Source organism: Pseudomonas sp. CYM-20-01 (genome assembly GCF_023169845.1).
GTDB classification, from domain to species: Bacteria; Pseudomonadota; Gammaproteobacteria; order Pseudomonadales; family Pseudomonadaceae; genus Aquipseudomonas; species Aquipseudomonas azotoformans.
The window spans coordinates 4206068-4223704 of record NZ_AP025169.1 but is presented as its reverse complement, the minus strand read 5'-3'; the positions used below and the strand labels follow the sequence as shown (position 1 = coordinate 4223704).

Annotated in this window: 19 protein-coding genes; 10 read left to right on the top strand and 9 right to left on the bottom strand. The window is 60.4% G+C overall.

All coding sequences use genetic code 11. The features are described 5' to 3' along the window. Positions 1–51: 51 nt before the first annotated feature. Positions 52–1308: an NADP-dependent isocitrate dehydrogenase gene (gene icd / locus M2497_RS18910; protein ID WP_248482306.1), complete on the top strand. Its 1257-nt coding sequence runs from the start codon at positions 52–54 to the stop codon at positions 1306–1308. 77 nt (positions 1309–1385) lie between these two features. Here icd and cspD read toward each other — a convergent pair whose 3' ends face one another. Then, positions 1386–1652, bottom strand: coding sequence for a cold shock domain-containing protein CspD (cspD, locus tag M2497_RS18905; protein WP_282578316.1), 267 nt, complete (start codon positions 1650–1652; stop codon positions 1386–1388). 219 nt (positions 1653–1871) lie between these two features. On the opposite strand from cspD, the gene clpS reads away from it, so the two are divergent. Both clpS and clpA read left to right on the top strand, forming a co-directional pair. After that, positions 1872–2240, top strand: coding sequence for an ATP-dependent Clp protease adapter ClpS (clpS, locus tag M2497_RS18900; protein ID WP_005789091.1), 369 nt, complete (start codon positions 1872–1874; stop codon positions 2238–2240). A gap of 29 nt (positions 2241–2269) precedes the next feature. Continuing rightward, positions 2270–4540, top strand: coding sequence for an ATP-dependent Clp protease ATP-binding subunit ClpA (gene clpA, locus M2497_RS18895; protein WP_071493384.1), 2271 nt, complete (start codon positions 2270–2272; stop codon positions 4538–4540). 183 nt (positions 4541–4723) lie between these two features. On the opposite strand, the gene infA is transcribed toward clpA, so the two are convergent. The 3 genes from infA to aat all read right to left on the bottom strand — a co-directional run bounded on the left by infA (position 4724) and on the right by aat (position 6486). Then, positions 4724–4942, bottom strand: a complete 219-nt coding sequence (gene infA, locus M2497_RS18890; RefSeq protein ID WP_002553999.1) for a translation initiation factor IF-1 — start codon at positions 4940–4942, stop codon at positions 4724–4726. Between the two features lie 100 nt (positions 4943–5042). Continuing rightward, complete coding sequence (locus tag M2497_RS18885; protein WP_058425010.1) at positions 5043–5750, bottom strand: arginyltransferase; 708 nt, start codon at positions 5748–5750, stop codon at positions 5043–5045. A gap of 55 nt (positions 5751–5805) precedes the next feature. Continuing rightward, complete coding sequence (gene aat, locus M2497_RS18880; RefSeq protein ID WP_248482305.1) at positions 5806–6486, bottom strand: leucyl/phenylalanyl-tRNA--protein transferase; 681 nt, start codon at positions 6484–6486, stop codon at positions 5806–5808. A gap of 282 nt (positions 6487–6768) precedes the next feature. On the opposite strand from aat, the gene M2497_RS18875 reads away from it, so the two are divergent. The 7 genes from M2497_RS18875 to cysG are packed head-to-tail and all read left to right on the top strand — an operon-like array spanning position 6769 to position 14488. Further along, positions 6769–7011 (top strand): hypothetical protein, encoded by a 243-nt coding sequence (locus M2497_RS18875; RefSeq protein ID WP_248482304.1) that lies wholly within the window; start codon positions 6769–6771, stop codon positions 7009–7011. Next, positions 6986–9394 (top strand): DNA translocase FtsK, encoded by a 2409-nt coding sequence (locus M2497_RS18870; protein ID WP_248482303.1) that lies wholly within the window; start codon positions 6986–6988, stop codon positions 9392–9394. The genes M2497_RS18875 and M2497_RS18870 overlap by 26 nt, the downstream gene beginning before the upstream one ends. A 54-nt stretch (positions 9395–9448) precedes the next feature. Continuing rightward, on the top strand, positions 9449–10072 hold the full coding sequence (lolA, locus tag M2497_RS18865; RefSeq protein WP_071491890.1) for an outer membrane lipoprotein chaperone LolA: 624 nt from the start codon (positions 9449–9451) through the stop codon (positions 10070–10072). Positions 10073–10099: 27 nt separating this feature from the next. Further along, positions 10100–11425: a replication-associated recombination protein A gene (locus M2497_RS18860; RefSeq protein WP_248482301.1), complete on the top strand. Its 1326-nt coding sequence runs from the start codon at positions 10100–10102 to the stop codon at positions 11423–11425. Further along, a complete protein-coding gene (crcB, locus tag M2497_RS18855; RefSeq protein WP_071493379.1) occupies positions 11422–11796 on the top strand; it encodes a fluoride efflux transporter CrcB in 375 nt (124 codons plus the stop codon). Before M2497_RS18860 ends, crcB begins: the two co-directional genes overlap by 4 nt. 16 nt (positions 11797–11812) lie before the next feature. After that, positions 11813–13093 (top strand): serine--tRNA ligase, encoded by a 1281-nt coding sequence (gene serS, locus M2497_RS18850; RefSeq protein WP_248482300.1) that lies wholly within the window; start codon positions 11813–11815, stop codon positions 13091–13093. Next, positions 13094–14488, top strand: coding sequence for a siroheme synthase CysG (cysG, locus tag M2497_RS18845; RefSeq protein WP_248482299.1), 1395 nt, complete (start codon positions 13094–13096; stop codon positions 14486–14488). It abuts the gene before it with no gap. 105 nt (positions 14489–14593) lie between these two features. Here the strand turns inward: cysG and M2497_RS18840 are convergent, their stop codons facing one another. The 5 genes from M2497_RS18840 to tusC all read right to left on the bottom strand — a co-directional run bounded on the left by M2497_RS18840 (position 14594) and on the right by tusC (position 17636). Continuing rightward, the gene (locus tag M2497_RS18840; protein ID WP_248482298.1) at positions 14594–15589 is read right to left on the bottom strand and encodes a glutathione S-transferase family protein; all 996 of its coding nucleotides are present in this window, start codon (positions 15587–15589) and stop codon (positions 14594–14596) included. A gap of 88 nt (positions 15590–15677) precedes the next feature. Further along, a complete protein-coding gene (locus M2497_RS18835) occupies positions 15678–16679 on the bottom strand; it encodes a glycosyl transferase family protein (RefSeq protein WP_248482297.1) in 1002 nt (333 codons plus the stop codon). Beyond that, a complete protein-coding gene (locus tag M2497_RS18830) occupies positions 16676–17011 on the bottom strand; it encodes a TusE/DsrC/DsvC family sulfur relay protein (protein WP_071493374.1) in 336 nt (111 codons plus the stop codon). The genes M2497_RS18835 and M2497_RS18830 overlap by 4 nt, the downstream gene beginning before the upstream one ends. Then, complete coding sequence (gene tusB, locus M2497_RS18825; protein WP_248482296.1) at positions 17008–17286, bottom strand: sulfurtransferase complex subunit TusB; 279 nt, start codon at positions 17284–17286, stop codon at positions 17008–17010. The genes M2497_RS18830 and tusB overlap by 4 nt, the downstream gene beginning before the upstream one ends. Beyond that, positions 17286–17636, bottom strand: coding sequence for a sulfurtransferase complex subunit TusC (gene tusC, locus M2497_RS18820; protein ID WP_248482295.1), 351 nt, complete (start codon positions 17634–17636; stop codon positions 17286–17288). The genes tusB and tusC overlap by 1 nt, the downstream gene beginning before the upstream one ends. Position 17637 lies beyond the last annotated feature (1 nt).

The following is a 17637-nucleotide window of genomic DNA, read 5'->3' as shown; positions in this document are numbered from 1 at the left end:
TGGAGTAGGCTCGAACGCAGCCAGATGTTCAATCCATAGATGGAGTTCAGCATGGGATACAAGAAGATTCAGGTTCCGGCAGTCGGCGACAAAATCACCGTCAATGCAGACCATTCTCTCAATGTTCCTGACCAACCGATCATCCCCTACATCGAGGGTGACGGTATCGGCGTCGACATCAGCCCGGTGATGATCAAGGTAGTCGACGCAGCTGTTGAAAAGGCCTACGGCGGCAAGCGCAAGATCTCGTGGATGGAGGTTTTTGCCGGCGAGAAAGCGACTCAAGTCTACGACCAGGACACCTGGCTGCCCCAGGAAACCCTGGATGCGGTCAAGGATTACGTGGTTTCCATCAAAGGCCCGCTGACCACCCCGGTGGGGGGCGGCATCCGTTCGCTGAACGTGGCCCTGCGCCAACAACTCGACCTGTATGTGTGCCTGCGCCCGGTGCGCTGGTTCGAAGGCGTGCCCAGCCCGGTCAAGAAGCCCGGCGACGTGGACATGACCATCTTCCGGGAAAACTCCGAAGACATTTATGCCGGGATCGAGTGGAAGGCCGGTTCGCCCGAAGCGATCAAGGTGATCAAGTTCCTCAAGGAAGAAATGGGCGTGACCAAGATCCGTTTCGACCAGGATTGCGGGATTGGCGTGAAGCCGGTCTCGAAAGAGGGCACCCAGCGCCTGGCGCGTAAAGCCCTGCAATATGTAGTGGATAACGACCGCGATTCGCTGACCATCGTGCACAAAGGCAACATCATGAAGTTCACCGAAGGTGCCTTCAAGGAATGGGCCTATGAGGTGGCGGCGCAAGAATTTGGCGCCACGCTGCTCGACGGCGGCCCTTGGATGCAGTTCAAGAATCCGAAGACCGGCAAGAACGTGGTGGTCAAGGATGCGATTGCCGACGCCATGCTCCAGCAGATCCTGCTGCGTCCGGCTGAATATGACGTGATCGCGACCCTCAACCTGAACGGCGACTACCTGTCTGATGCCCTGGCGGCGGAAGTGGGCGGTATTGGTATTGCGCCGGGCGCCAACCTGTCGGATACCGTGGCGATGTTCGAGGCGACCCACGGTACTGCGCCCAAGTATGCGGGCAAGGACCAGGTCAACCCGGGTTCGTTGATTTTGTCGGCGGAAATGATGTTGCGTCACATGGGCTGGGTCGAGGCGGCTGACTTGATCATCAAGGGCACCAATGGTGCGATTTCGGCCAAGACCGTGACTTATGACTTCGAGCGTCTGATGGAGGGTGCGAAGCTGGTGTCGTCGTCGGGCTTTGGTGATGCGCTGATCTCGCATATGTAAGCGATTGGCAATAAAAAAACCGGCCATACCGTAAACGGAATGGCCGGTTTTTTATTAGGCGCTTGCTCGGTGGCCGATCAGGCCAGTTGCTCTTTTGGTTTTTGAGCGACGCCGTCTTTTGCTGTGCCGATGGTGACTGGCGCACTGATTGCGACTGCGTGCTTGCCTTTGGGCCCCTGAATAATGTCAAAGGAGACCGGCTGCCCCGCTTTCAGCGTTTTATACCCGTCCATTTGGATCGCTGAGTAATGCGCAAAAAGGTCTTCATCCTTGCCGTCTTCATTAATGAAGCCGTAACCTTTGGCATTGTTGAACCACTTGACCTTACCGCTTGCCATGCCCATATCCCTCTGCACCAGACTCCATCACTGGAGTATCATCCAGTTTATCCGTCCTAACCCGAATAAATAAGGTTGACTGCGCGGACCTTTTTTACCCACTGTGGGTTCTATTGGTTGTAACACCGTTTCGCCGATAGTCAAGGCGACCAGTCGGTCAGTAGTTGAAAATCTGACAGGTCGCCCCCACCACTGTATTTGAACCACTGACGAACCTTTCTTTCCATGCATGCAAACAGCCAGATTCGACTAACATTCAATCAGGATCGACCGGATCAGGAACATGATGACGACGGTTCTGCAGGCATTGCTGTTCAGGAGGCCAAGCCTGCTCTACAGGCGCCGCCGATGTACAAGGTGGTTTTGTTCAATGATGACTACACACCGATGGATTTCGTGGTCGAAGTACTCGAGGTGTTTTTTAACCTGAACCGCGAGTTGGCGACCAAGGTAATGCTGGCCGTTCACACAGAAGGACGGGCAGTATGTGGAGTGTTTACCCGCGACATCGCCGAGACAAAGGCCATGCAGGTCAACCAGTACGCCAGGGAAAGCCAGCATCCGCTACTCTGTGAAATCGAGAAGGACGGTTAACGCCGACCACTTGGGTATGAGGTGAAGCTATGTTAAACCGCGAGCTCGAAGTCACCCTCAATCTTGCCTTCAAGGAGGCTCGTTCGAAGCGTCATGAGTTCATGACCGTCGAACACCTGCTGCTGGCACTTTTGGATAACGAAGCTGCCGCCACCGTTTTGCGTGCGTGCGGCGCCAACCTCGACAAACTCAAGCATGACCTGCAGGAGTTTATCGACTCCACAACGCCACTTATTCCAGTCCACGATGAAGACCGTGAGACCCAGCCAACCCTGGGCTTCCAGCGGGTGCTTCAGCGTGCCGTGTTCCATGTTCAGAGCTCCGGTAAGCGTGAAGTCACAGGCGCCAATGTGCTTGTGGCGATTTTCAGCGAACAGGAAAGCCAGGCAGTGTTCCTGCTTAAACAGCAGAGCGTTGCCCGTATCGATGTCGTCAACTACATCGCCCACGGTATCTCCAAGGTGCCCGGGCACGGCGATCATTCCGAGGGTGAGCAGGATATGCAGGACGACGAGGGCGGTGAGTCTTCTTCTTCGGGCAATCCACTGGATGCCTATGCCAGCAACCTCAACGAGCTGGCGCGCCAGGGGCGGATCGATCCGCTGGTGGGGCGTGAGCTTGAGGTTGAGCGTGTAGCGCAGATCCTCGCGCGTCGTCGCAAGAACAACCCGTTGCTGGTAGGCGAGGCAGGCGTGGGTAAAACCGCGATTGCCGAAGGCCTGGCCAAGCGCATCGTGGACAACCAGGTGCCGGACCTGCTGGCCAACAGCGTCGTCTACTCCCTTGATCTGGGCGCCTTGCTCGCCGGGACCAAGTACCGTGGCGACTTCGAGAAGCGCTTCAAGGCGCTGCTGGGTGAGCTGAAAAAACGCCCGCAGGCGATCCTGTTCATCGACGAAATCCACACCATCATTGGTGCCGGTGCGGCCTCCGGTGGGGTGATGGATGCCTCCAACCTGCTCAAGCCGCTGCTGTCGTCGGGTGATATCCGCTGCATCGGCTCGACCACGTTCCAGGAATTCCGTGGCATCTTCGAGAAAGACCGTGCCCTGGCACGTCGCTTCCAGAAGGTCGACGTGTCCGAGCCTTCGGTAGAAGACACCATCGGTATTCTGCGCGGGCTCAAGGGGCGCTTCGAAGCGCACCACGGCATCGAGTACACCGATGAAGCCCTGCGTTCGGCCGCTGAGCTGGCGTCGCGCTACATCAATGATCGGCACATGCCGGACAAGGCCATCGACGTGATCGACGAGGCGGGCGCCTATCAGCGCCTGCAGCCGGTCGAGAAGCGTGTGAAGCGCATCGACGTGCCGCAGGTCGAGGACATCGTGGCGAAGATCGCGCGGATTCCGCCAAAACACGTCACCAGTTCCGACAAGGAGCTGCTGCGTAACCTGGAGCGTGACCTCAAGCTCACCGTGTTCGGTCAGGACGCGGCCATCGACTCGCTGTCCACTGCGATCAAACTGTCGCGTGCGGGCCTCAAGTCGCCAGACAAGCCGGTGGGTTCGTTCCTGTTCGCCGGCCCGACCGGCGTCGGCAAGACCGAAGCGGCGCGCCAATTGGCCAAGGCCATGGGTATCGAGCTGGTGCGGTTCGACATGTCCGAATACATGGAGCGTCACACCGTGTCGCGCCTGATCGGCGCACCTCCGGGTTATGTCGGCTTTGATCAGGGCGGCCTGTTGACCGAGGCGATTACCAAGCAACCGCATTGTGTATTGCTGCTCGATGAAATCGAGAAGGCTCACCCTGAAGTCTTCAACCTGCTGTTGCAGGTGATGGACCACGGCACCCTGACCGACAACAACGGGCGCAAGGCGGACTTCCGCAACGTGATCGTGATCATGACCACCAACGCCGGTGCCGAAACGGCCGCGCGGGCTTCGATCGGCTTCACGCATCAGGACCACTCGTCTGATGCCATGGAAGTGATCAAGAAGAGCTTCACGCCGGAGTTCCGCAACCGCCTGGACACCATTATCCAGTTTGGTCGCCTCAGCCATGAGGTTATCAAAAGTGTGGTGGACAAGTTCCTTACCGAGCTCCAGGCGCAGTTGGAAGACAAGCGCGTGCAGCTGGAGGTCACGGACGCGGCGCGCAGTTGGCTGGCCGAAGGCGGTTACGATGCGGCAATGGGCGCACGCCCAATGGCGCGTCTGATCCAGGACAAGATCAAGCGGCCACTGGCCGAAGAGATCCTGTTTGGCGAGCTCTCCGACCATGGTGGCGTGGTGCACATCGACCTGAAGGACGGCGAGCTGACCTTCGAGTTCGAAACCACGGCTGAAATGGCCTGATCGATAGCGGTGGGCGTCAATGTGGGAGGGGGCTTGCCCCCGATAGCAGTGTTTCAGTCGCTACATGAGTGACTGATCTACCACTATCGGGAGCAAGCCCCCTCCCACATTTGGTTTTGGCGTTTGGTAAATAGCGCACACACAAAAACGCCCGGCATAACCGGGCGTTTTGTATTGACTTGCTTAGCGAGCGCGGTAAGTGATGCGCCCTTTGCTCAAGTCATAGGGCGTCAGCTCGACGCGCACTTTGTCACCGGTAAGAATACGAATGTAGTTCTTGCGCATCTTGCCGGAGATATGCGCGGTTACGACGTGCCCATTTTCCAACTCCACACGAAACATGGTGTTGGGCAGGGTGTCGACGACAGTGCCTTCCATTTCGAAGCTGTCTTCTTTCGACATGCAGTAAAGCCCTCGGTATCCAGTGAATGGCCCGGTGCAACTGCGCCAGGCAAAAGCGGCGTGCATTGTGCCCGAAAAAGGGTGTTTAAGCCAAGGGGTTCTAGTTAAGCACGACCCATCTTTGATTAATCAGCAGTTCGATGGGCCGATATTGGGTCTTGTAGTTCATCTTTTTGCAGTTCTTGATCCAGTAGCCGAGGTACACCGCCTCCAGTTCCTGGCGCAAGGCTTCGCCAATTTGCCAGAGGATCGCGAAGCGTCCGAGGCTGCGGCGTTCTTCGGCGGGTTCATAGAAGGTGTAGACCGCCGACAGGCCATTGGGCAGCAGATCGGTCACCGCGACGGCCACCAGGCGGCCGTTCGCACGAAATTCGTAGAAGCGCGAGAAGGGCAGGTCGCGTACCAGAAAGGTGGAAAACTGATCGCGGCTGGGCGGGAACATGTCGCCGTCGGCGTGGCGTTGCTCGATGTAGCGCTGGTAAAGGTCGAAATATTCTTCGGTGAAGCGCGGCTTGGCAGATGTCACCGTCAGGTCGGCGTTGCGCTTGAGGATGCGTTTCTGGTTGCGGTCCGGCAGAAACTGCGCAACGGGGATGCGTGCGGGCACGCAGGCATTACAGTTCTGGCAATGCGGCCGGTACAGATGGTCGCCACTGCGCCGAAAGCCCATCTCCGACAGGTCGGCATACACATGCACGTCCATAGGCTGGCTGGGGTCGAGGAACAGTGTGGTGGCCTGCTCGTCGGGCAGATAGCTGCAAGAGTGGGGTTGAGTGGCATAAAACTTCAAACGCGCCAACTCGGTCATGATCAACCCTCGGATAAGCTTTGAAATAAGTGTAAGCCAGGAGCGCCGATGTCGCCTAGGAAACCCATGGTCCGGCGTTGGGCTGGTCCAGATGGTCGCGCAGGAACCCTGCGAAGTCGTTGCGGGATATGGCGCGGGCACCCAGGCTGTGCAGGTGGTCGTTGGGCATCTGGCAGTCGATCAGCACAAAACCCCAGGCCTGCAATTGACGGGTCAGCGTGGCAAAGCCGAATTTCGAGGCGTTGTCGGCGCGGCTGAACATGGATTCGCCAAAAAACAGCCGGCCCATTGCGAGGCCATACAGGCCGCCTACCAGTTCACCCTTGTCCCAGACCTCAACCGAATGCGCGTAGCCGCGCTGGTGCAGTTCCAGGTAGGCGCTCTGGATGCCTTCGGTGATCCAGGTGCCATCGGCATAGGCGCGAGGTGCGGCGCAGGCCTGGATGATGGCGGCGAAGTCCTGGTCGAAGGTCACGCTGTAGCGCTGTTGGCGCAACAGTTTGCCCAGGCTGCGCGATACATGCAGTTCGTCGGGGAATATCACGGTGCGTGGGTCGGGCGACCACCACAGGATCGGTTGGCCCTCGGAAAACCACGGGAAGCAGCCATGACGATAGGCTTGGATCAGTCGCTCGGCGCTGAGGTCACCGCCGGCGGCGAGCAGGCCATTGGGTTCGCGCATGGCTTTGGCCAAGGCAGGGAAGATCATTGAATCGCGTTGTAACCAGGTCAGCATGGCATCCAGGCTTTGCGGAAGGGGAGGGGAGTGGCAGGTATGGCACCTGCGGCGGCAGTGCTGATTATTGTCGACCTGGCGCCATCGGGCCAGCCCGAATCAGGCATTAAGGGGGATTAGCGTGAGCAGGTGTTTCTGCAACTCTATGCCGGGGGCGTGGTCGTAATCGGGTCTATTCCATGCAGGCCATTTGCCAAGCTTGCCTGGATTGGTAAAAACAGCTCATAAGCCTTTGTCAGCAAAGACAATGCATGCTCAAATTGAACATCTTGTGACACACAATTGGCTATGCTGCTGGAAGAGCGCCAAGCGGCGTGGCATCAGGGAGACAAACCCGTACAATGCGGCCATTGTGGCGTTATCGTCATTTCATCCAGCAATCGCCCGGTGTTAAACAGTAGATTCAACGACGCTCGTTCATTTTTCAGCTGCTCGGATTGGGCAGTATTTGCAGTCATTCAACAGATGGACGCGCTCAAGGCGCAGGAAAAGACCCGTTTTGAAGAAATCCGCCGCAACACCTAAAGCAGCAGTCGTGCCGGCCTGGCGTCAGCACCTGCATTATCGCCTCAAGGAAGGTGCGCTGATCGCCATCGGCGCACTGTGCCTGTTCCTGATGATGGCCTTGCTGACCTATGGCAAGGACGATCCGGGCTGGAGCCACAACAGCAAGATCGAAGACGTGCAGAACTTCGGTGGGCCTGCCGGTTCCTACAGCGCAGATATCCTGTTCATGGTGCTGGGTTACTTCGCCTATATCTTCCCGTTGCTGTTGGCGATCAAGACCTGGCAGATCTTCCGCCAGCGCCACGAGCCGTGGCAGTGGAGCGGATGGCTGTTTTCCTGGCGCCTGATCGGCCTGGTGTTCCTGGTGTTGTCCGGCGCGGCCCTGGCGCATATCCATTTCCATGCACCCACCGGCCTGCCGGCGGGCGCCGGTGGTGCGCTGGGTGAAAGCCTCGGCGACCTGGCGCGCCGGACCCTGAATATCCAGGGCAGCACCCTGATGTTCATCGCACTGTTCCTGTTCGGCCTCACCGTGTTCACCGACCTGTCATGGTTCAAGGTGATGGACGTGACCGGCAAGATCACCCTCGACTTGCTGGAGCTGTTCCAGGGCGCCGCCAACCGCTGGTGGGCGGCCCGTGTCGAGCGCAAGCGCATGGTTGCCCAGCTGCGTGAGGTGGACACCCGTGTCAACGAAGTGGTGGCGCCGAGCACACCGGACCGGCGCGAGCAGGCAAAGGTCAAGGAACGCCTGATCGAGCGCGAGCAGGCCCTGAGCAAGCACATGTCGGACCGCGAGAAACAGGTGCCGCCAGTGATTGCCCCCGCGCCGCCCAAGCCGGCCGAACCGAGCCATCGCGTACAGAAAGAGAAACAGGCACCGTTGTTCGTCGACAGCGCCGTCGAAGGCACCTTGCCGCCGATCTCGATCCTCGACCCGGCCGAAAAGAAACAACTCAACTATTCTCCGGAATCCCTGGCGGCCGTCGGCCACCTGCTGGAAATCAAGCTCAAGGAGTTTGGTGTCGAAGTGTCGGTGGACTCCATCCATCCCGGCCCGGTGATCACCCGTTACGAAATCCAGCCGGCCGCCGGTGTGAAGGTCAGTCGCATCTCCAACCTGGCGAAAGACCTGGCCCGTTCCCTGGCCGTGACCAGTGTGCGTGTGGTGGAAGTGATTCCCGGCAAGACCACCGTGGGTATCGAGATTCCCAACGAAGACCGCCAGATCGTGCGCTTCTCCGAAGTGCTGTCGACGCCCGAGTACGACAACTTCAAATCGCCGGTCACCCTGGCCCTGGGCCATGACATCGGCGGCAAGCCGGTGATCACCGACCTGGCGAAGATGCCGCACCTGCTGGTGGCCGGTACTACCGGTTCCGGTAAGTCGGTGGGGGTGAACGCGATGATCCTGTCGATCCTGTTCAAGTCCGGCCCGGAAGACGCCAAGCTGATCATGATCGACCCGAAGATGTTGGAACTGTCGATCTACGAAGGCATTCCGCACCTGCTGTGCCCGGTGGTCACCGACATGAAGGACGCCGCCAACGCCCTGCGCTGGAGCGTTGCCGAGATGGAGCGCCGCTACAAGCTGATGGCGAAGATGGGCGTGCGTAACCTGTCGGGCTTCAACGCCAAGATCAAGGAAGCCCACGAGCGCGGCGAGACCATCGATGATCCGTTGTACCGGCGCGAAAGCATTCACGACGAAGCGCCAAAGCTGACCAAGCTGCCGACCATTGTGGTGGTGGTCGACGAATTCGCCGACATGATGATGATTGTCGGCAAGAAGGTTGAAGAGCTGATCGCGCGTATCGCCCAGAAGGCCCGTGCCGCCGGTATTCACTTGATCCTTGCCACCCAGCGGCCGTCGGTGGACGTGATCACCGGCCTGATCAAGGCCAACATCCCGACGCGCATGGCGTTCCAGGTGTCGAGCAAGATCGACTCGCGGACCATCATCGACCAGGGCGGCGCCGAACAACTGCTAGGCCACGGCGACATGCTCTACATGCCGCCGGGCACCAGCCTGCCGATCCGCGTGCACGGCGCCTTTGTTTCCGACGATGAAGTGCATCGTGTGGTGGAAGCCTGGAAACTGCGCGGCGCACCGGAGTACAACGATGACATCCTCGCCGGTGTGGAAGAAGCCGGCAGCGGCTTCGATGGCGGCAGCGGCGGTGGCGACGATGATGCCGAGACCGATGCGCTGTACGATGAAGCCGTGGCGTTCGTGCTCGAAAGCCGTCGAGCCTCGATTTCCGCGGTGCAACGCAAGCTGAAAATCGGCTACAACCGTGCCGCTCGTATGATCGAAGCCATGGAAAACGCTGGCGTCGTGACCGCAATGAACACCAACGGCTCGCGCGAAGTCATTGCCCCCGGGCAGATGCGCGACTGATCCCGCGCCGCGTGACAGCACGCGGCGCGCCCTGACTACTCAATGAGGACTCCCATGCGCTTTATCCGCATGCTGTTGTTGCCGGCACTGGCCCTGACCGCTGTTTCGGCTCACGCTGACCCGGCCTCCGTCGCCAGCCTGAAGAACCTGCTCGACAAATCCCAGACCCTGACCGCGCGCTTTTCCCAGTTGACCTTGGATGCCGGAGGCACCCAGTTGCAGGAAACCGCTGGCGAAATGGCCGTGCAGCGTCCTGGCCTGTTCTATTGGCACACCGAAGGCAAGGCTGAGCAGACCATCGTGTCCGATGGCCAGAAGGTCACCCTGTGGGACCCGGACCTGGAACAGGCGACCATCAAGAAGCTCGACCCGCGCCTGAACCAGACTCCGGCGCTGTTGCTCTCGGGTGACGTGTCGAAGATCAATGACAGCTTCGACATTACCTCCAAGCAGACCAGCAACGTGATCGAGTTCACCCTCAAGCCGAAATCCAAGGACACGCTGTTCGACACCCTGTCCTTGTCGTTCGGTAACGGCGTGATCAACAACATGCGCCTGATCGACAGTGTCGGCCAGCGCACCGATATCCTGTTCTCCGGGGTCAAGGCCAACCAGCCGGTACCGGCGTCCAAGTTCAAGTTCGACATCCCCAAGGGTGCCGACGTGATCCAGGAATAAATTCCCCAGAGGTTTCAAACGCTGCCCATGGATCTGTTTCGAAGTGACCCGATTGCCCAGCCATTGGCCGCACGCCTGCGTTCGACCAACCTGGATGAGTACGTCGGTCAGGAACACCTGCTCGCTCGCGGCAAGCCCCTGCGTGAAGCCCTGGAGCAGGGCGCGCTGCACTCGATGATTTTCTGGGGGCCGCCGGGGGTGGGCAAGACCACCCTGGCGCGGCTCTTAGCAAAAGTCTCGGATGCGCACTTCGAAACGGTCTCGGCGGTACTCGCCGGGGTCAAGGAGATCCGCCAGGCGGTGGAAGTCGCCAAGCAGCAGGCCGGGCAGTATGGTAAGCGCACCATCCTGTTCGTCGACGAAGTGCATCGCTTCAACAAGTCGCAACAGGATGCGTTCCTGCCCTATGTGGAGGACGGCACGCTGATCTTTATCGGTGCCACCACTGAGAACCCTTCGTTTGAATTGAACAACGCCTTGCTGTCGCGGGCGCGGGTCTATGTGCTGAAAAGCCTGGACGAGGCGGCGATGCAGAAGCTGCTGCAGCGCGCCTTGAACGAAGACAAGGGCTTGGGCAAGCGCCAACTGAGCGTGAGCGAAGAGGGCTTCAAGATCCTGCTGACGGCCGCCGATGGCGATGGTCGTCGTTTCCTCAACCTGTTGGAAAACGCCTCCGACCTGGCCGAAGACGGCGGTGAGATTGGCGTCGACCTCCTGCAAAGCCTGCTCGGCGACACGCGCCGCCGCTTCGACAAGGGCGGTGAAGCCTTCTACGACCAGATCTCGGCGCTGCACAAATCCGTGCGCGGCTCCAACCCCGATGGTGCGCTGTACTGGTTTGCACGCATGATCGACGGCGGTTGCGACCCGCTGTACCTGGCCCGCCGCGTGGTGCGCATGGCCAGCGAAGACATCGGCAACGCCGACCCGCGTGCCCTGAGCCTGTGCCTGGCGGCATGGGACGTGCAGGAACGACTAGGCAGCCCGGAAGGTGAGTTGGCGGTGGCCCAGGCCATCACCTACCTGGCCTGCGCGCCAAAAAGCAATGCGGTTTACATGGGCTTCAAATCCGCCCTGCGCGCCGCCGCCGAATATGGCTCGCTCGAAGTGCCGATGCACTTGCGCAATGCGCCGACCAAGCTGATGAAGCAGCTGGGTTATGGCGATGAATACCGTTACGCCCATGATGAACCGGATGCCTATGCGGCCGGTGAAGACTATTTTCCCGATGAGCTTGAGCCGTTGCCGTTGTATCAGCCGGTGCCTCGTGGCCTGGAGCTGAAGATTGGTGAAAAGCTTAATCACCTTGCCACCCTCGACCGCCTGAGCCCCCGGCAGCGGAGAAAGTCATGATTCCTCTGGTTGTCGCCGTTTCGGCGGGTGGTATCGCAGGTACACTGCTGCGCTTTGCCACGGGCAATTGGATCAACGCCAATTGGCCGAAACACTTCTATACGGCGACGCTCGCCGTTAATATCGTGGGCTGCCTGTTGATCGGCGTGTTATACGGCCTGTTTTTGCTGCGCCCGGAAGTGCCTATCGAGGTACGTGCCGGCCTGATGGTTGGCTTTCTTGGCGGCCTGACGACTTTTTCATCCTTTTCACTGGATACCGTGCGCCTGCTGGAAAGCGGGCAAGTGCCGCTGGCAATTGGCTATGCGGCCATCAGCGTATTCGGCGGGCTGCTCGCCACCTGGGCCGGCCTGTCCTTGACCAAACTTTGATAAACGAGAGACCGACATGCTCGATTCCAAACTGTTACGTAGCAACCTTCAGGACGTAGCGGACCGCCTGGCATCCCGTGGCTTTGCCTTGGATGTTGCGCGCATCGAAGCGCTGGAAGAACAGCGCAAGACCGTCCAGACCCGCACCGAAGCACTGCAGGCTGAGCGTAATGCGCGTTCCAAATCCATTGGTCAGGCCAAGCAGCGCGGCGAAGACATCGCGCCGTTGATGGCGGATGTCGAGCGCATGGGCACCGAGCTGTCCGAGGGTAAGGTCGAGCTGGAAAAGATCCAGTCCGAGCTGGATTCGATCCTGCTGGGCATCCCTAACATTCCGCACGAATCCGTGCCGATCGGCGCAGACGAAGACGGCAACGTCGAAGTGCGTCGCTGGGGTACGCCGAAAGCCTTTGATTTCGAGATCAAGGACCACGTCGCCCTGGGCGAACTGAGCGGTGGCCTGGATTTCGAAACCGCCGCCAAGATGTCCGGCGCGCGCTTCTCGCTGCTGCGTGGCCCGGTTGCACGCCTGCACCGTGCCCTGGCGCAGTTCATGATCAACCTGCACACCGGCGAGCACGGTTACGAAGAGGCCTACACCCCGTACCTGGTGCAGGCGCCGGCGCTGATGGGCACCAGCCAGTTGCCGAAGTTCGAAGAAGACCTGTTCAAGATCAGCCGCGACGGCGAAGCCGACCTGTACCTGATCCCGACCGCCGAAGTGTCGCTGACCAACATCGTCTCCGGCGAGATCCTCGACGCCAAGCAACTGCCGATCAAGTTCGTCGCCCACAGCCCGTGCTTCCGCAGCGAAGCCGGCGCCTCCGGCCGCGACACCCGCGGCATGATCCGCCAGCACCAGTTCGACAAGGTCGAGATGGTGCAGATCGTCGAGCCATCGACCTCCATGGACGCACTGGAAGGCCTGACCGCCAACGCCGAGCGTGTCCTGCAACTGCTGGAGCTGCCGTACCGCGTACTGGCGCTGTGCACTGGCGACATGGGCTTCAGCGCCGTGAAGACCTACGACCTCGAAGTCTGGGTGCCGAGCCAGGACAAGTACCGCGAGATTTCGTCGTGCTCCAACTGCGGTGATTTCCAGGCCCGTCGCATGCAGGCGCGTTTCCGCAACCCGGAAACCGGCAAGCCGGAGCTGGTGCACACCCTCAACGGTTCCGGCCTGGCGGTTGGCCGTACCCTGGTGGCCGTGCTGGAAAACTACCAGCAGGCTGACGGCTCGATCCGTGTGCCGGAAGTGCTCAAGCCGTACATGGCGGGCGTTGAGGTCATTCGCTAAATGGAATTTCTGCCGCTGTTTCATAACCTGCGCGGCAGTCGTGTGCTGGTCGTCGGTGGCGGGGAGATTGCCTTGCGCAAATCCCGGCTGCTGGCCGACGCCGGGGCGGTGCTGCGGGTGGTTGCTCCCCAGATCGAAGACCAGTTGCGTGAACTGGTACTGGGCAGTGGCGGGGAACTGATTCTGCGCGGCTATCAGGAGGCCGACCTCGATGCTTGCACCCTGATCATCGCGGCAACCGACGACGAGCCGCTGAACGCGCAAGTGTCCAGCGATGCCAAGCGTCGTTGCGTGCCGGTCAACGTGGTCGATGCGCCAGCCTTGTGCAGCGTGATCTTCCCGGCGATTGTCGACCGTTCACCGTTGGTGATCGCAGTGTCCAGCGGCGGCGATGCGCCGGTGCTGGCGCGCTTGATCCGCGCCAAGCTGGAAACCTGGATTCCGTCCACCTACGGTCAACTGGCCGGGCTGGCGGCGCGTTTTCGTGCCCAGGTCAAAGGCTTGTACCCGGATGTGCAGCAGCGTCGTGCGTTCTGGGAAGAAGTGTTCCAGGGCCCGATTGCTGACCGCCAGTTGGCCGGGCAGGGTGATGAGGCCGAGCGCCTGCTGATCGAAAAGGTCAACGGCGCGCCGCCTTATGCGCCGGGCGAGGTTTATTTGGTGGGCGCGGGTCCGGGTGATCCCGACCTGCTGACCTTCCGTGCCCTGCGCCTGATGCAGCAAGCCGACGTTGTGCTGTATGACCGCCTGGTTGCACCGGCGATTCTCGAACTGTGCCGCCGTGATGCCGAGCGCATCTATGTCGGCAAACGTCGCGCTGATCATGCCGTACCGCAAGACCAGATCAACCAGCAATTGGTGGACCTGGCCAAGCAGGGCAAGCGCGTGCTGCGCCTCAAGGGTGGCGATCCGTTCATCTTTGGTCGTGGTGGCGAAGAGATCGAGGAACTGGCCGCCCATGGCATCCCGTTCCAGGTGGTGCCGGGGATCACCGCGGCCAGCGGTTGCGCGGCATATGCCGGGATTCCGCTGACCCATCGCGACTATGCGCAGTCGGTGCGTTTTATCACCGGGCATTTGAAGGACGGGACCTCGGACCTGCCCTGGCATGACCTGGTGGGACCTTCGCAGACTCTGGTGTTCTACATGGGCTTGATCGGCTTGCCGATCATCTGCGAACAGCTGATCAAGCACGGGCGTGCATCGGACACCCCCGCAGCGTTGATCCAGCAGGGCACCACGTCCAATCAGCGCGTGTTCACCGGCACCCTCGCCGATTTGCCACGCATGGTGGCGGAGCATGAAGTGCATGCGCCGACACTGGTGATCGTGGGTGAGGTGGTGGTGTTGCGCGAGAAGCTGAAGTGGTTTGAGGGCGCGCAGTCCCAGGTCTGAGCCTTGAAAGCATCGGGGGCAAGCCCCCTCCCACATTGGACTGCATTCCAGTGTGGGAGGGGGCTTGCCCCCGATGAGGCCCTAAAAGCCAGCCAATACGTCGGATCAGTTCCACACGCCTTTGCCAATCAATTGCTTCCGATCGTGCTGTTCATCAAACCCCTGCAACGGCCCCTTCGGCACAATCCCTGTCGGATTGATCGTGCGATGGCTGGCATAGTAATGCCCCTTGATGTGCGCAAAATCCACCGTCTCCGCCACTCCCGGCCACTGATACAGCTCCCTCAACCAATTCGACAAATTCGGATAATCCGCAATCCTGCGCAAATTGCATTTGAAGTGGCTGTAGTACACCGCATCAAAACGAATCAGCGTGGTGAACAGCCGCACATCTGCCTCGGTCAGGTATTCACCGGCCAGGTAACGATGGTCGCCCAAGTGCTGTTCCAGATGATCCAGCTCGGCGAACACATCATCAAACGCACTTTCATACGCTTGCTGTGAGGTGGCGAAGCCTGCGCGGTATACGCCGTTGTTCACTGCCGGGTAAATGCGTTCGTTCAACGCGTCAATGGTCGTGCGCAGCGGCTGGGGGTAGAAGTCCAGGGTGTTGCCGGTCAATTCATTGAAGGCGTCGTTGAACATGCGGATGATCTCCGCCGATTCATTGCTGACGATGCGCTTGAGCTTTTTGTCCCACAGCACCGGAACGGTGACGCGTCCGGTGTAATCGGCGGTGTCGGCGGTATAGCGCTGGTGCATGAAGTCGAAATCACCCAGCTTGTCGCCGGTGGAACCGTGGGCCTTGTCGAAGGTCCAGCCGTTTTCCAGCATCAGCCAGCTGACCACCGACACGTCGATCAGGCTTTCCAGGCCCTTGAGCTTGCGCAGGATCAGCGTGCGATGGGCCCACGGGCAGGCCAGGGAGACATAGAGGTGGTAGCGACCGGCCTCGGCTTTGAAGCCGCCTTCGCCACTCGGGCCGGGCGCGCCATCGGCGGTGACCCAGTGGCGGCGTTGCGCCTGTTCGCGCTGGAACGCGCCGTCCGCGCTACTTTCGTACCACTGGTCTTTCCAGCGTCCTTCGATCAGCAAACCCATGACTGGCTCCTAGGCTAATAAGCGTTGGAGCCCAGTCTAAAGGGATGAGTTCGAACTAAAAGCGCAAAGACCGGGGGTTAATCATCGATTAAATCGATTTGTCCCGCGCGTCCCAGTATTGCTGGGCCAGGGCGAACGCTTGTTCCCGTGAATGACCCAGGCCACGCAAGGCTAGGGCCATGGTCGCGATCAGGGCCAGTTGTGGGTAGCTGTCCTCGACATCACCGCGCCACAGCGCTTTCAGATGCTCAGGTTCGAGTGTGGCCGGTTTGACGTGGCGCTGGGCGGAGAGGGCGGGCCACTCTTCGTCCCAGCTTTCGCCTCCAGTGGTGCCGTACAGGTGACTGGCCGAGTCGGGATTGATCTCGATCTCGCCGCCGTCGCCCTTCACCACGATTACATTGTCGCCGAGCAGGCCGCTGGCATCGCGGTGCACGCCCTGGTAACCCGGATGGAAAATACTTTGCAGGCCAAGGCGCGCATTCAAGGGGTTGAGCAAGCGCGCCAGGGAGTGGATCGGCGAGCGCAGGCCCAGGGTGTTGCGCAGGTCGATCATGCGTTGCAACTGCGGCGCCCAGTCACCCAGCGGGATAAAGGCCAGGCTGCCGCGTGCGTAGGCGGCTTCGACCTGCTGCCAGTTGCGGCACAGCGGGATCTGCAAACCCTCCAGCAATTGCTCGGTGTACAGCCGTCCCGCCGTGTGGGCGCCGCCGCCGTGCATCAGGATGCGCACGCCGTTTTGCGCCAGGCACTTGGCTGCCAGCAGGTACCACGGCAGGTGGCGTTTCTTGCCGGCGTAGGTCGGCCAGTCGACGTCCACATTCAGCGCCGGAGCGTTCAGGCGTTCGCGTACGGCTTCGGTGAAACCGGCCAGTTCTTCCGGGCTTTCTTCCTTGTGGCGCAGCAGCATGAGGAAGGCGCCGAGCTGGGTGTCCTCGACTTTTTCGTCGAGCAGCATGCCCATGGCTTCGCGCGCCTCCTCACGGGTGAGGTTGCGCGCACCGCGCTTGCCTTTGCCCAGGATGCGCACGAATTGCGCAAACGGGTGTTCGGCAGGGGTTTCAAGGGTCAGCGGGGCAAAGTCGGTCATAAGCAATTCGTCGGCCTGGGCAGGCCCGCCAGCTTGGCGGCGAGTTTGGCGGGAGTGCCGTTGAACAGTTTGTTGAGGTGCAGGCTGTTGCCCTTTTCCGGGCCCAGCTTCAAGGCGGTGTACTTGATCAGCGGGCGCGTGGCGGGTGACAGCTGGAATTCGGCATAGAACTGGCGCAGCAGTGTGAGGATTTCCCAATGGTCCGCGGTCAACGCCAGCGGTTCGGCGGCGGCCAGGGCGTTGGCGACTTCTTCGGACCACGCGTTCAGGTCGACAAGGTAGCCGTCCTTGTCCAGTTCCAGGCTGCGAGTGCCTACGGTCAGGGTGTTCATAGCCAGCTGTTGACCTTGTCGTAGTCGAGCGACAACTGCACGAAGCCTGGGTAGTCCACGCTGTCGGCCCAGTCGGGCAGTGGCAGGTTGCGCGCCTGCATGTCTTCGGCCAGTACAAACACCTTCATGCCTTTGGTGTGCAGCGCCGCGTTGTGCAACCCGTAGGCGCCGTCGCCGCAGAGCAGGATGGCGTCATTTACGCCACAGATACGCAGGCAGCTGTCCAGGCGGCTATCGGTAAACGGGGAGTGGGAAACCACATGTAGAGTCGACATCAGAGGGTTATCACCTGGTCGTAACGGTCAATCAACTGGGAGATCGCAGCACTGTCCAGCGGCTGTGCGCTGGCGGGCGTCGTGAGGCCGCGCTCGGCCAGGCTATGGCTACAGGCGAATACCTCGTCGATACCGAACAGGCCCAGCGCGTGCAGATTGGCGCTGAGGTCCTTTTGCTGCACGGCCTTGGCGTCTTGATGCGGCGCCAGCTGGAACACGCCGTCATCGAGGAACAGCAGGCCAATGGGCAGATCGAACGCGCCCCCGGCCAGCACGATGTCCAGCGCTTCGCGCGCGCTGGGGCCGGACCACGGCGCCTGGCGGCTGATGACCAGCAAGGATTTGGACATG